We start from the raw sequence: 13,211 nt of genomic DNA, 5'->3' as shown, positions 1-13,211 counted from the left end.
TCATGAAGTTCAAGCCCGCTCTTGCCATTGCCCTGACGTTCGGCCTGGCCGCCGCCTGCGCATTCGCCCAGGTTCCGCCCGCCATCGGCCAAGGCCCCGGCTACCACGACCCGCGCAGCCCCTTCAAGCCGCTGGAGGAGCGGGCCGACATCGTGTCCTGGAAGCTGCTGTCCCAGGTCACGGCCAAGGCCGAGAAAAAGAAGATCGTGCCGACCTTCCCGGCGACCGTGCAGGCCCTGGACCGCAAGACGGTCAAGGTGCAGGGCTTCATGATGCCGCTGGAGGCCGGCGACAAGCAGCAGCACTTCCTGCTGTCGTCGGTGCCGACGACCTGCGCCTTCTGCGTGCCGGCCGGCCCCGAGGGCCTCGTCGAGGTGCGCACGAAGAAGCCGGTGCGCTACACGCTGGAGCCCGTCGTCGTCGAAGGCCAGCTGGCCGTGCTGACCGACGACCCCTACGGCCTGTACTACCGCGTCGACGACGGCAACGCGGTCAATTGAGCCGCCTCAGGGCGCAAGGCGCTCGCGCAGCCAGGCGTTGGTGCCGGCGTCGAGCCTGAAAACCAGCCGGTCGTGCAGCCGCGAGCGGCGGCCCTGCCAGAACTCGAAGCGGTCCGGCAGCAGGCGGTAGCCGCCCCAGTGCGGCGGACGCTCGGGGTTCAGGCCATGCTGCACGGCGGCCTTGGCCGCGTTGGCCACCAGCACCGCGCGCGAGCTGATGACGCGGCTCTGCGGCGAGGCCCAGGCGCCCAGGCGCGAGTCGAGGGGGCGGCTCCTGAAATACTCGTCCGACTCCTGGGCCGAGGTCTTCTCGACGCGCCCCTCGATGCGCACGACCCGCTCCATCTCGACCCAATGGAACTGCAGCGCGGCCCAAGGGCTGTGCGCTAACTCTTCCCCCTTGCGGCTTTCGTAATTGGTGAACCAGACCATGCCGCGCGCGTCGCAGCCCTTCAGCAGCACGACGCGCGTCGACGGCCGGCCGTCGGCGCCGACGGTGGCCACCGTCATCGCGGTCGGTTCGGATACATCGTGCGCGATGGCCTCGTCCATCCAGCGGTTGAACAGGGCCAGCGGGCCATCGGTGGCCTGGGCCTCGTCCAACTCGCCCAGTTCGTAACTCTTCCGGAATTCACTCAGCTTGCTCATGAGGCCGAAGTATGCAGACCTTCCCTTAAGTGAACCTCCCAGTTTCAAGCGCAGGGGCACTCGGCATGCTTGTGGCAGTGCAGCAAAGGACGCAAAACCGTGCTGCCAGGGATTGCCAAGGACGACCACAGAATGATCAAACGACGCCCCGCCGTCGTCGTGCTGGCAGCAGGACGCGGTTCGCGCTTCCGCGGCCCGGGCCACAAGCTCGAGCAGGATCTGGGCGGCGCCGCCGGCACGGAAACCCTGCTGGCGCGCAGCCTGCGCCATGCCATCGCCACGCAGTTGCCGGTCGTCGTCGTGACGACGCCGGCCCTGGCGCCGGCCGTGCACCAGTTCGTGGCCGCGCGTGACGTCGTGACCCTGGCCGGGCGCGATGCCCAAGGCCGGCCCCAGCCGGTCGGCATGGGGCATTCCATCGCCGCCGGCGTCGGTGCCGCGGGCGACGCCGACGGCTGGCTCATCCTGCCGGCCGACATGCCGCTGGTGCGGCCCGCCACCATCGTGGCCGTGGCCGAAGGCCTGGAGCGCTACCCGGTCTGCTATGCCCAGTACCGCGGCATCCAGGGCCACCCGGTGGGCTTCGGCACCGAGCTCTATTCCGAACTGGTGGCCCTCAGCGGCGACGAGGGCGCCAAGCGCATCGTGGCCCGCTATGCCGCCCAGCCCATCGAGGTGGACGACCCCGGCGTGCACATCGACGTCGACACCATCGAGGACCTGGCGCGGTTGAACCGCTGAATCAAAGCGGCGCGCACAGCCCGTGGTGGGCGGCCAGGCGGGCCTGGCGCTCCAGCTCCGCGTCGCAGATGCCGTGTTCGCGCAGGCCCTGCACGGTGCGCAGCAGATAGTCCAGCGTCGTGCCGTAGCGCCCCTGGGCGTGACGGAAGATGTGCAGCAGTTCGGGCTCGTGCAGCGGGCCGGTCCAGTTCGGGCTCTGGCGCGACAGCGTGAAGGCCAGCGCGCGCTGCCGCCCGGCGGGCGTGTCGCAGTTCAGCCAGCGTGGCTCGTAGACGCCGTTGGGCATCTCGCGGGCCCAAAGCTGCGGCAGCACGGCCTCGCCGGCCGCGCGCGGCACGCGGTAGACCAGGCCGCGGCAGCTGCCGCCCGACACCAGGGCCAGCACCAGGCCGGGCTGCTGCGGCGAGCCGCGGTTCACCCGCGAGCGCATGCGCAGCACGCGGTGGAAGCCCCGCACCCGAGCCGGCAGCACCTGGGCATACTCGAAATCCGGGCGCCAGATCAGCGAACCGTAGGCGAACAGCAGCAGGTCATCGCCGCCAGACCGCCATTCGGCCGCGGTGCGCTGCAGCATATGAGCGCTGCGCGCCGGGCCATGCGGGATATTCAGGGCGTGTGACGACATCGGCCGCCATCTTGTCACGCCTGGTACCCAGGCCGTAACCCGCTCCGCCCCGTGGGCAAGTAATATGGTTACCTAAATTCCCAAGGGCAAGTTACAGAATCCAGGCCCAGGAGACCCGAATGCACGCCACACTGACTCACGTTACCGACCGCATCCGCGAGCGCAGCGCCAAGCTGCGCGGCGACTACCTGGCCCGCATCGCCAGGATGAACGGCCGCCAGCGCGGCTTCGAGCGCATGGGCTGCGCCAACGTCGCCCACGCGGTCGCGGCCCTGCCGTCCAGCGACAAGCTGCGCATCGTCGCCGAGAAGGCGCCCCACCTCGGCGTCGTCACGGCCTACAACGACATGCTGTCGGCCCACCAGCCCTACGAGAACTACCCGGGCCTGATCCGCGCGGAGGCCCACCGGCTGGGCGCCACCGTGCAGGTGGCCGGCGGCGTGCCAGCCATGTGCGACGGCGTCACGCAGGGCCTGCCCGGCATGGAGCTGAGCCTGTTCTCGCGCGACACCATCGCGATGGGCACGGCCATCGCGCTGACCCACGACGTCTTCGACGCGGCCCTGCTGCTGGGCATCTGCGACAAGATCGTGCCGGGCCTGCTGATCGGCGCGCTGCACTTCGGCCATCTGCCCTGCGTCTTCGTGCCGGCCGGGCCGATGAGCTCGGGCATCTCCAACAGCGACAAGGCCAAGGTGCGCGAGCTCTACGCCCAGGGCAAGGTCGGCCGCGACGAGCTGCTGAAGAGCGAATCGGCCGCCTACCACGGCGCCGGCACCTGCACCTTCTACGGCACGGCCAACAGCAACCAGATGCTGCTGGAGGCCATGGGCCTGCACACGCCCGGCAGCGCCTTCGTGCACCCGCACGACGAGCTGCGCACGGCGCTGACCCGCGAGGCGGTCGGTGCGGCGCTGGACATCAGCGGCCGTGTCGAAGGCAAGGCCGCCAGGCCCATCGGCCATGTCGTGGACGAGCGCTGCATCGTCAACGCGATGGCAGCACTGCTGGCCACCGGCGGCTCGACCAACCACCTGATCCACTGGGTCGCCGTCGCGCGTTCGGCAGGCATCCTGATCGACTGGAGCGACTTCTCCGAGCTGTCGGCCGTGGTGCCGCTGCTGGCCCGCGTCTACCCCAACGGCAGCGCCGACGTGAACCAGTTCCAGGCCGCCGGCGGTCCGGGCTTCGTCATCCGCGAGCTGCTGGACGCCGGCCTGATGCACGAGGACGTCATCTCGGTGGCCGGCGACAGCCTGCGCCCCTACACCTTCGTGCCACGCGCCGTGGGGCAGGGCGGCGCGGTCGCGCGCGAGGCCCTGCCGGCCGCCAGCGGCGACGAGGCCGTCGTGCGCACGGCCGCCGCGCCCTTCAGCGCGACCGGCGGCCTCAAGCTGCTGGCCGGCAACCTGGGCCGCGCCGTCATCAAGGTCTCGGCCGTGCCGGAGGACCGCCACACCGTCGAGGCGCCGTGCCGCATCTTCACGACGCAGGAAGCCATGCTGGCCGCCTTCAAGGCCGGCGAGCTGGAGCGCGACGTCGTCGTCGTCGTGCGCTTCCAGGGCCCGCACGCGAACGGCATGCCCGAGCTGCACAAGCTCACGCCGCCGCTGGCCGTGCTGCAGGGCAAGGGCTTCAAGGTCGCCCTCGTCACCGACGGCCGCATGAGCGGCGCGTCGGGCAAGGTGCCGGCGGCCATCCACGTCAGCCCCGAAGCCCTGGCCGGCGGCCCGCTGGCCCGGCTGCGCGACGGCGACCTCGTGCGCGTCTGCGCGCCGACCGGCACGCTGCAGGCCCTGGTCGCCGAGGCCGACTGGGCCGCGCGCGACGTGGCGACGCTCGCCCCCGCCGAAGCCGACGTCAACGCCCACGGCCTGGGCCGCGAGCTGTTCGCCGGCCTGCGCCGCAATGTGCTCAGCGCCGAGGAAGGCGCCGTCACCTGGCTGTGACGCCGATCAAGGAAACCGAGATGCTTGAAACCCTCAGCCTGGCCAGCCACGGCCCCGTCATCCCCGTCATCGTCATCCAGCGCCTGGAAGACGCCGTGCCGCTGGCCGAGGCCCTGGTGGCCGGCGGCGTCAGGGTGCTCGAGGTGACGCTGCGCACGCCGGTCGCGCTGCAGGCCATGGAGGCCATGGCCAAGGTGCCTGGCGCCATCGTCGGCGCCGGCACGCTGCGCAGCCCGCAGGACGTGGCGAACGCGAAGAACGCCGGCTGCCGGTTCGGCGTCAGCCCCGGCTTCACCGAGACCATCGGCGCGGCCTGCCGGCAGCACGGCCTGCCGCTGCTGCCCGGCGTGTCGACGGCCTCCGAGGTCATGCAGGCCAATGCGGCCGGCTACGGCTTCCTGAAGCTCTTCCCGGCCGTCGCCGTCGGCGGCCTGAACCTGCTGAAGGCCCTGGCCGGCCCCTTTCCCGACGTGGCCTTCTGCCCGACCGGCGGCATCTCGCCGGAGACGGCGCCGCAATTCCTGAAGCTGCCCAACGTCAAGGTCTGCGGCGGCTCCTGGCTGACGCCGCAGGATGCGGTCGACGCCAAGGACTGGGCGCGCATCACCCAGCTGGCCACCGAGGCCGCCGCGCTGCGGTCCTGACGGCCGGAGTTCAGGCGGCCAGGCGTTGCGCATCGCGCTCGACGCGGCGCAAGGGCGCTGCGCCGCGCAGCCTGTCAAGCACCGGCCCCTGCCAGGGCAACAGATAGACCAGCGTGGCCAGCATGGCGCGCCGGCGCGACGACAGCAGGGGCCGCTGCCGCTCGTCGAGCAGCAGCACGTTGCAGCGCACGCCGAGCGGATCGGCCTGCACGACGGTGCCCTTGGCAAGCTCGACCCAGTCCCACTCCAGCCAGGCGCAGGCATCGGCATAACTGCGCTCCCAGCGCGTCGTGCCGGCGCGCCGCTCGCCCGCCCGGGCCCGATGCACGCTGGTCTGCGCATGCATGACGTCCCGGGCCGCGCCCGACAGCGCGGCGGCGGGCCAGCACACGCTGCCCTCGGGGAGATGGATCAGGGTCGACATCGATGCGCCTTTCTTGCCGGGTTCGTGATCGGCGCGCAGTCTCCGGTCATCACGGAGACCGGACAAGCTGGCAGACTTGACAGGTATGGGCCGGCCCGAGATGACCGAGATGAACTACCAGCAGCTGATCGACGTCGGGCTGAGCGAGGACTTCGCCAGCTTCGAGCGCCGGCTGGTGTCCACGGCCGAGGCACTGGGCTTCCCCATCATCTCGGGCGTGCTGATGCGCGGCCTGCTGCAGGACGCCGACGTGCGGATCACGTCGCTGGGCAATACGCCCGAAGGCTATCTGGAAGTTGCCAAGAACCTCGGCGAAGCGCGCCGTGATCCCGTGATGGTCAAGCTGATGATGCAGTCGGTACCCATCGTCTATGACCAGCAAACCTACGCCAGCGCCGGTGCGGGCGAGATATGGGAGGCTCAGGCGCCGTACGGCTACAAGACCGGGATCGCAGTCAAACTGCACCTGCCGGGGAACAAGCTTTTTCTGCTCGGCATGGACCGCGAGGAGGCGCTGCCTGAGCCGGGCGCCCAGTTGATGCAGGCGATTGCGGGACTGCAGTTGCTGGCGGCACATGCCATGACGGCAGCGGACAGGCGTGAGCGTCCGGCCGTCCCATCTTGAACAGCGCTGAAGCACCCGTGACGATGGTGCCCACCAATACGAACAGGTGGGCACCTATGCAACCCAGATCACAGAGGCGCGTGCACAGCGCCGAGTTCAAGGCACAAGTTCTGGCCGAGTGCCAAGCACCCGGCGCGTCGGTGGCGGCCATCGCGCTGGCACACGGCCTGAACGTCAACCTCGTGCGCAAGTGGCTGGTTGGCCGCGGCATCAAGCGTGCCGGACTGGCAGCACCGAGGACCGTGGCTCCCATGCCTGCAGCCGTGACGCCGCCGACGGCTGCGGCGCTGCAGTTCATTCCTGTGGCGCTTGCGCCCGAGGCGATGGCCACTGACCTTGCCTCAGCGCCTGCTCCCTCCGACATCCACGTCGAACTCAACCGGGGCGGCACGCAGCTGAGCGTGCGCTGGCCGTCGGCGCAGGCCCACGCGTGTGCCGCCTGGCTGTGCGAACTCGCCGCCACGGCGCTCAAGGCATGATCCGCATCGATGCCCTGTGGCTGTGCAGTCAGCCGCAGGACATGCGCGCCGGCGCCGACCGGTTGCTGACGGCCGTCGTCAACACACTCGGCGAGGCCCGCGCCCACCACGGCTACCTGTTCGCCAACGCACGGGCCAGCCGCATCAAGCTGCTCGTGCATGACGGCTTCGGTGTGTGGTGCGCCACGCGGCGCCTGCATGCCGGCCGCTTCGTCTGGCATGCCGGCGAGCCGGGCTCGGCGGCCCCGGCCTTGCAGCTGAGCGCCCAGCAATTCGAGGCCCTGACCCTCGGACTGCCCTGGCAGCGTCTGGGTGAGCTGGCCACGATCCGGCGCGCCTGAGCGTCTGCGTTGACCTGCTCGGCGGTTGACAGCGCAATCGCCAATGGGCGGCCGATGTTCGATGCGGCACCATGCTGCGCATGCCCAGTGCAGTTGCCACCGCCATTGATCTGACGAGCCTGCCCGCCGAGGTGGCTGCGTTGATCGCGCGGTTGCAACAGCAGGCGAAGGCCGACGCGCAGGAACTGGCCCGCCGTGGCGGTGAGCTCACCTTGGCGCAAGCCAAGATCGACAAGCTCAACTTCGAGCTGGCCCGGCTGCGCCGCTGGCAGTTCGACGCCAAGACCGAGGCCATGACGGCCGCGCAGCGGTTGCTGTTCGCCGAAGCCTTGGCCGAGGACGAGGCCAGCCTGCGCGCGAAGTTGGCCGAACTGCAGCGCGGCCTGCCTGAGGCGCCCAACACGCCCAAGGCACCGCCGCGTAAGCCGCGTCGCCAAGCGCTGCCCGAACATCTGGAGCGCGTGGTGCACCGCCACGAGCCCGAGGACACCCACTGCCCCAACACCGACTGCGGCCAGCCCATGCTGCGCATCGGCGAGGACGTCAGCGAGAAGCTGGACATCATCCCGGCCAAGTTCTTCGTGCACCGTCACATCTACGGCAAGTGGGCCTGCCGGTGCTGCCAGCAATTGCACCAGGAGCCCGCCGAGCCCGACGTCGTCGACGGCGGCATCCCGGCAGCCGGCCTGGTGGCGCACACGCTGATCAGCCGCTTCGTCGACCACCTGCCTTACTACCGCCAAGAGCCGATCAACGCGCGCTCGGGCGTGCACACGCCGCGCTCAACGCTGGCCAGTTGGGGTGGCGCTGGCGGCGCGAGCCTGGAGCCGCTGTACGAGCTGCACCGGGCCTTCATCCTGGGCTGCCGGGTGCTGCATGCCGACGAGACGCCGGTGCCGCTGCTGGACCCGGGCGCCGGCAAGACGAAGAAGGCGTATGTCTGGGCCTGGGCGCGCAGCCATCACGACCCACACCCGGGCGTGATCTACGAGTTCTGCCTGGGTCGAGGATCGCAGTACCCGCTGGCCTTCCTCGGCGGTAACGGACCACCGGGACGAGAGCCCGCCTGGCAGGGCACGCTCATCACGGACCAGTACGGGGGCTACAACGCCGTGCTGGACGCCAAGCGCTACCCGCAGCGCAAGTCGGCGGCCTGTGCCGCGCATGCCCGTCGGCGCTTCGAGGAACTCAGCCGGGGCGGCAGCGCTGGCCACAGCGCCAGCGCCGTCGCGACCGAGGCCATGCAGCGCTGGGCTCGGATCTACCGCGCCGAAGCGGCCTTCAGTGAGATGAGCCACGAGGAACGCCGGCAGGCACGCCAGGCGGTGAGCCGGCCGTTGTGGGAGGAGTTCGAGGTGTGGCTGAAGGTGCAGCGCACGCAGGTGCTGGACGGCAGCAAGATCGCCGAGGCGATCGACTACAGCCTGAACGCTTGGGACTCGCTCACGCTGCACCTGGACGACGGGGCCGTGGCCATCGACAACAACCTCATCGAGCGGCAGATCAAGCCCTGGAAGCTCGGGGCGAAGAACTGGCTGTTCGCCGGCAGCGCGTTGGCCGGCCAGCGCGCGGCGGTGGTGATGAGCCTGGTGCAGTCGGCCAAGCTCAACGGACTGGATCCGTGGGCCTACCTGCGTGATGTGCTGGCGCGCATCCACACGCACCCGAACCATCGCCTGGAAGAACTGCTGCCGCACCGCTGGCGGCCGGCCTGACGATGGGAAGGATCACGACCCCTGTGATCGCGCAGGCCCACCTCGGTGTCGAGCGGATGAGCCTGGCGCAGAAGGTGGCGCTGACCGACGAGATCTTCAAGGAGCAGCCCACCTTGCTCGCCTCGATCCTGGTGTTGCCACGCATGGGCGTGGCCATGGAGCAAGTGGATGTGGCGATACACGTCCTGCTGGTCGCGTTCCAGGCGATGAAGCGCAGCGGTCACCAGTGGCCCGTCGTTACTGAAGACATCCAAGAGGGGTGCCTGCAGCGCCTGACAGCCCGTGCGCGCTTCAACGAGGGGCTGCCGCCTGAGTTGGTCGCCCAGATCGTCCAGCAGTTCTGTGACGAGCATGCCGAGCGCTTCCTGCTTGCGTTCGTCTACGGCTATCTCGGCGACCACGACCTGTGGGCTGTGCGTACCGAGGCTGAGAAGTACCTGGTGCTTGCCACGCTCAACCTCGTCGAGTGCATCGCCTTCGTCGGATCGGCAGCTGCGTCCAAGTAGCTTCGCGTCCCGGCCTGGTCAAGGTGGCGCGCCCGGACGCTCACGGATCCGCGCCACGGGAGCCAGCAGTCCACAAAGGCGCAAGAACTCCTTCTCTGTCTCGCCGGTCGCGTTCTCGTCCCCCTGAAGAAGCGCGACCAGCATGGCGATCGCACGCCTCTGGCCGCCTTCAATCCACTTGGTATCCACACCAGCGACCGGCAGTTGTCTCAGATAGAGCCCGCTCCGTGGGTTGGCGAGAACCCAGTCAGCCACCGCAACGAGCCGGTCGACATCCAGATCGCCGGCTTGATCCATCCAGTCGTAGAGTCGGCCCAACCCAACGCCAGCTGCCAGCTGAGGCCAGCGCTCCAGCAGCAGCGCACGGCGCCGCGCAACCCGATCCCACGCTTGTGCTTCGCCAGCGAACTCCGCAACTGCGCGCGGCGACTCGAACTCGACACGCACGGGCATGGTCTGGCTACCGATACCTTTCATCAGACGCGTCTCTCGCATCACTCGCACGCCCACCAGTTCGCGCTCCGCCGCCCAGGCAGACGTCCACGCCGTGACTGCGCCGAGCCCGCCGCGAATGTCGACCGCCCGCGGAGGCTCGAGGCCACGGATGAGGGGCCAGGTTCCTTCGCCATCAACCCAGGCACGCCGCTGACGGGCCAGCCGTTGACGTGCCCATGTGCGGACGTCAGTGGGCGACAGCACTGTCCGCCTTCGGCTGTTGTGTCGCCATCGGGCTGTAGTCGATGCGACCTGACGCCTGGTCGTACTGAAGCGGCACGGCATTGGATCGGTCGCCCCGCTTGGCATAGACCCAAACGGCACCGCCAACGTACGGCTCAATGGTTTGCACCATCTTGCCTGGCGTCGCAACGATGATCTGGAAGCCGAGCTCGCAAAAGACGTTCAACGCTGCCTCGGTGAAGTCCGGATCCGAGCGGTCGAACGCCTCGTCAACCACTACCGCGGCGAACTGCGGGACGGTCGCGCCTGGATTGGCAAGCTGATAGCGCAGCGCCGCAGCCATGCAGGTCGCCGCAAGCTTTTGCTTCTGGCCGCCCGACTTGCCGTCGCTTCCGCTATAGACCTGCTCGACCTGGTTGGTGCCGTCCAAAATCTCATGAGCGTCGAACTGCACGTGCTGCCGTACATCGAGGACGCGCGCACGCCAGCGGATGTCTTCGGACTTGTCGCTTCCCAGGCGCTCCGCGATCCGCCGCAGCTTGTCGAATCGCGTCGTCGCGGCATCGGCGTTGTCGATGTTCACCACCTCGCTCATGGCCACGGCCAGGTCGCGTCGGAAGACCTTGGACTCCTCGGGTTCGCAGTCGACCTTGTGCAGGAACAGGTGGGTCCCGGGGTTGTAGGGCGTGTGCAAGAGGCTGTTGTTGACCGCCAGCAGACGCTTCGCCATGTCCGCGCGTTCGCCGGTCAGGCTCTGTGACAGCAGCGTCAGTTGGTGGCTGTTGTGCTCCTGCAGTTCAAGCAGGAACCGCTCCCATGTGCGAGAGACCCCCTCCATCAACAGGCTCGTGAGGTGCTGGTCGAAGAATTCGAAGCTGTCCATGACCGGGTCGTGCCCCTTGGTCGCAGGCTTCCACTCTGTCCTCGAGCAAAACACGGCGAGCGCCGTCAGAATCGCGGCGCGCTGTTCCGTCTGCGCGGTCTCGTTGGCCCTCACGCTCTGTTTGGCCTCATCTCGCAGCCAGCTGAGCTCCCGGTCATAGGTCTGCGGCGTGCTGGTGACCGTCCGCCGGCCACGCATCTCGTCGATGGCTTGCTGTTGAGTCGGCGTGAGTTCGACGACGAGCAGGCTGGCAAGCCTAGTGCGCTCCGTGTTCCACACGTCGAGCTCCCGCTCGGCGTTGCGAACCAGACCATGCTGGTCAGCCCAGGCATTCTGAGCAGCCTTCTGTACATCCGATGTCCTGGCGACCTCAGCCCGCAATTGCTCCAGTTTCGGGCTCCCTACCTTGACCGACGCGATCTGCCTCTCGATCTCGAGAACCTGCAGACGCGCGCCAGATTCGTCCATCCCATTCCAGAAAAGTCCTCGCACGGCCACGGCGGCCTGGAGCCGATGGCCCGCCTCCTGGGCTTCCCTTTCGTGCGCTGAAATGACAACCTGCGCATCGCTCAGCTGCCGATTGATGTCGGCCAACTGCTTGTGCAACGCCTCGGCCCGCGACGCGGTATCGGTGCCGAGCACCCATCGCGTCTCGTCGTCGATCGACCAGCGGTCATCCTTGAGGTAGTTCTCACCACCCCGTTTGATCTGCCCCTTGACTGTCAGTGCCCGAGGATAGACGCCCATGTCATCCGCTGACTCGACGCAGGCATAGTCGAACTGCCGCTGAATCTCGTTGACCAGCCAGCGGTTGAACTCGTGTTTCGCGACGTCGACCTTGCCAGCCGCGTTGGCCGGCAGGCGCGCATGGACAGATTCCGTGACGTGGCGGACCGGGCGGTAGGTGAGCCGGCCCTTCAAGTGCTTCCTATCGACCAAGCGGCGCACGTCGTCGAACAGATCCGACGGAACCAGCATCGTGACGCCAAATCCCCCCATCAGGCGCTCCAGGGCGCCATGCCATCGCTTGTCCTGCGGCCTGACCGACATCAGCTCAGCCGCGAACGGCAACGAATCGACGTCGACATCGAGTTCCTCGGCCAACATCCGTCGAATGTTCTGCTGCTCGGGTGGCACGTTGGAGCGTGGCTGGGTCGCCAGCGCCGCCAACTGCAATTGAACATCGCGCTGCGGCGTCTTCAACACGGCCTGCTTGGAGACGGCTTCCTGTAGTCGACGGGTATCGACCTTGGCGCCCTCATCAACGATGGTCGTGGCAACCGCGTACAGATCCGTGAATGCTTTTTCGTCGCTCGGAACCGACTGCTTGAGCGTCGCACACGCGGCCTCGAGCGTCTGTCGCTGCGCCTTCGCATCTTCACAGCGCGTGCGAGCGGCTGCCAGCGCCTCCTCCAGCCGCCTCAGATCGTCACCACCACCCAGCGCCTCTTGCCGGATAGCGTCGGAGTGGCTGGTCTCCGCTGCCGACAGCGCCTGTTTGCGGGCTTCCAGAAGGGACTGCATCGCGGCGATGCGAGGGCCGGCCGCCGTGATCGCCGCGTCGTGCACCTCGATTCCCAGCGGTGTCGCAAACAGAGGAATCCCGGCCGCGATTTCCTGGAGACGCACGGCCTCCAAGCTTAGTGAGTGCAGTCTTTGATGGGCCTCGCGTGCTGGCATGAGTACATCGCGCTGCTGGGTCGCCGTCACCCAGTCGGCATGAGCCTCGTTGAGTTTCTGGAACTGATTGACGACGTCCTTGGCGACGCCGAACGTGCTCGGCTCGTCAAGCATGAACTCGCGAAGGAACGCGGTGATGCTGTCGACGCTCTTGGTCGACTGCGTCTTGTGCAGCAGCAAGAGCGCCATCTCGTCGCGAATACCGAGGACCTTGGAGAAGGCGGCCATGTACCGCGAGAACGACTCGAAGGGTTCGACCCCGGCGGGCTTCAACGTTCTATTCAAGCGCGCCGTGTCGAACTGCGCCTCGGCGAAGAATTCGAGCTCGTGGAGATCGAACTCCCTCTCGGCAAGGAGATAGCGCCGGTGCAGGTCGTTGCTGGCACCCTTGACCCAGTACAGGTGAGCCAACGTGACCACCTTCCCTGCCTTGTTCCGGTAGACCTCCGCGATCGCAGACCAGGTCGTCCCGCTCCGCAAGGTCTTCGCGACCCCACGGCCATCTTCGCCTTGCGCGGTGCCCCAGACGCCGCGCACATAGTTCAGCACGGACCGGTCATCAGGTACCTTGCCCGAGTCCCTCGATGCTTGATTGAGTCGCAGCCGCTGGGGCGGCGTCAACAGGACCGAATGGGCATCGAAGATCGTCGACTTGAATCGCCCCGGGTTCCGCGGAGGCCCGTTGGTTTAAGTCAGACGGTCGCGGCCTGACCAGCGCGTTGTCGATGGTAGTTGGCCTCGAACTCGGCCGGCGGGATGTAGCCCAGCGGCTC

Annotated in this window: 14 protein-coding genes; 9 read left to right on the top strand and 5 right to left on the bottom strand. The window is 68.1% G+C overall.

Annotation, left to right across the window (positions count from 1 at the left end):
• Positions 1–2: 2 nt before the first annotated feature.
• Entirely contained in the window at positions 3–500 is a 498-nt protein-coding gene (locus tag NYP07_RS21130; RefSeq protein WP_268153727.1) for a DUF3299 domain-containing protein, read from the top strand.
• A 6-nt stretch (positions 501–506) separates the two neighbouring features.
• On the opposite strand, the gene pdxH is transcribed toward NYP07_RS21130, so the two are convergent.
• Positions 507–1,148 (bottom strand): pyridoxamine 5'-phosphate oxidase, encoded by a 642-nt coding sequence (pdxH, locus tag NYP07_RS21125; RefSeq protein WP_268153725.1) that lies wholly within the window; start codon positions 1,146–1,148, stop codon positions 507–509.
• A gap of 132 nt (positions 1,149–1,280) precedes the next feature.
• Between pdxH and NYP07_RS21120 the strand changes: the two genes are divergently transcribed.
• A complete protein-coding gene (locus NYP07_RS21120) occupies positions 1,281–1,889 on the top strand; it encodes a nucleotidyltransferase family protein (protein WP_268153724.1) in 609 nt (202 codons plus the stop codon).
• Between the two features lies 1 nt (position 1,890).
• Here the strand turns inward: NYP07_RS21120 and NYP07_RS21115 are convergent, their stop codons facing one another.
• Complete coding sequence (locus NYP07_RS21115) at positions 1,891–2,514, bottom strand: gamma-glutamylcyclotransferase (protein ID WP_268153723.1); 624 nt, start codon at positions 2,512–2,514, stop codon at positions 1,891–1,893.
• Positions 2,515–2,633: 119 nt separating this feature from the next.
• Here NYP07_RS21115 and edd point away from each other — a divergent pair, with 119 nt between their 5' ends.
• Together edd and eda are read left to right on the top strand one after the other, a co-directional pair.
• Positions 2,634–4,463, top strand: a complete 1,830-nt coding sequence (edd, locus tag NYP07_RS21110; protein WP_268153722.1) for a phosphogluconate dehydratase — start codon at positions 2,634–2,636, stop codon at positions 4,461–4,463.
• Positions 4,464–4,483: 20 nt separating this feature from the next.
• On the top strand, positions 4,484–5,107 hold the full coding sequence (gene eda / locus NYP07_RS21105) for a bifunctional 4-hydroxy-2-oxoglutarate aldolase/2-dehydro-3-deoxy-phosphogluconate aldolase (RefSeq protein WP_268153721.1): 624 nt from the start codon (positions 4,484–4,486) through the stop codon (positions 5,105–5,107).
• A gap of 10 nt (positions 5,108–5,117) precedes the next feature.
• On the opposite strand, the gene NYP07_RS21100 is transcribed toward eda, so the two are convergent.
• On the bottom strand, positions 5,118–5,531 hold the full coding sequence (locus tag NYP07_RS21100; RefSeq protein ID WP_268153720.1) for a hypothetical protein: 414 nt from the start codon (positions 5,529–5,531) through the stop codon (positions 5,118–5,120).
• Between the two features lie 109 nt (positions 5,532–5,640).
• Between NYP07_RS21100 and NYP07_RS21095 the strand changes: the two genes are divergently transcribed.
• From NYP07_RS21095 to NYP07_RS21075, 5 genes are all read left to right on the top strand, one after another.
• Positions 5,641–6,156, top strand: a complete 516-nt coding sequence (locus NYP07_RS21095) for an autoinducer binding domain-containing protein (RefSeq protein WP_268153719.1) — start codon at positions 5,641–5,643, stop codon at positions 6,154–6,156.
• Between the two features lie 80 nt (positions 6,157–6,236).
• Positions 6,237–6,635: an IS66-like element accessory protein TnpA gene (gene tnpA, locus NYP07_RS21090; RefSeq protein ID WP_268153718.1), complete on the top strand. Its 399-nt coding sequence runs from the start codon at positions 6,237–6,239 to the stop codon at positions 6,633–6,635.
• Positions 6,632–6,976: an IS66 family insertion sequence element accessory protein TnpB gene (tnpB, locus tag NYP07_RS21085; RefSeq protein WP_268153717.1), complete on the top strand. Its 345-nt coding sequence runs from the start codon at positions 6,632–6,634 to the stop codon at positions 6,974–6,976. Before tnpA ends, tnpB begins: the two co-directional genes overlap by 4 nt.
• An 80-nt stretch (positions 6,977–7,056) precedes the next feature.
• Complete coding sequence (gene tnpC, locus NYP07_RS21080) at positions 7,057–8,691, top strand: IS66 family transposase (RefSeq protein ID WP_268153716.1); 1,635 nt, start codon at positions 7,057–7,059, stop codon at positions 8,689–8,691.
• A gap of 23 nt (positions 8,692–8,714) precedes the next feature.
• A complete protein-coding gene (locus NYP07_RS21075; RefSeq protein ID WP_268153715.1) occupies positions 8,715–9,197 on the top strand; it encodes a hypothetical protein in 483 nt (160 codons plus the stop codon).
• Between the two features lie 18 nt (positions 9,198–9,215).
• Here NYP07_RS21075 and NYP07_RS21070 read toward each other — a convergent pair whose 3' ends face one another.
• Together NYP07_RS21070 and NYP07_RS21065 are read right to left on the bottom strand one after the other, a co-directional pair.
• Positions 9,216–9,977, bottom strand: a complete 762-nt coding sequence (locus NYP07_RS21070; protein ID WP_268153713.1) for a DUF3322 domain-containing protein — start codon at positions 9,975–9,977, stop codon at positions 9,216–9,218.
• Positions 9,880–12,987, bottom strand: a complete 3,108-nt coding sequence (locus NYP07_RS21065) for an ATP-binding protein (RefSeq protein ID WP_268153712.1) — start codon at positions 12,985–12,987, stop codon at positions 9,880–9,882. The genes NYP07_RS21070 and NYP07_RS21065 overlap by 98 nt, the downstream gene beginning before the upstream one ends.
• Positions 12,988–13,211: the final 224 nt, after the last annotated feature.

Origin of the sequence: Pelomonas aquatica (assembly GCF_026712205.1) — a bacterium.
Lineage (GTDB): Bacteria > Pseudomonadota > Gammaproteobacteria > Burkholderiales > Burkholderiaceae_C > Pelomonas > Pelomonas aquatica.
Note: the sequence above shows the minus strand (reverse complement) of the source record. Positions and strands in the feature narration are given on the sequence as shown.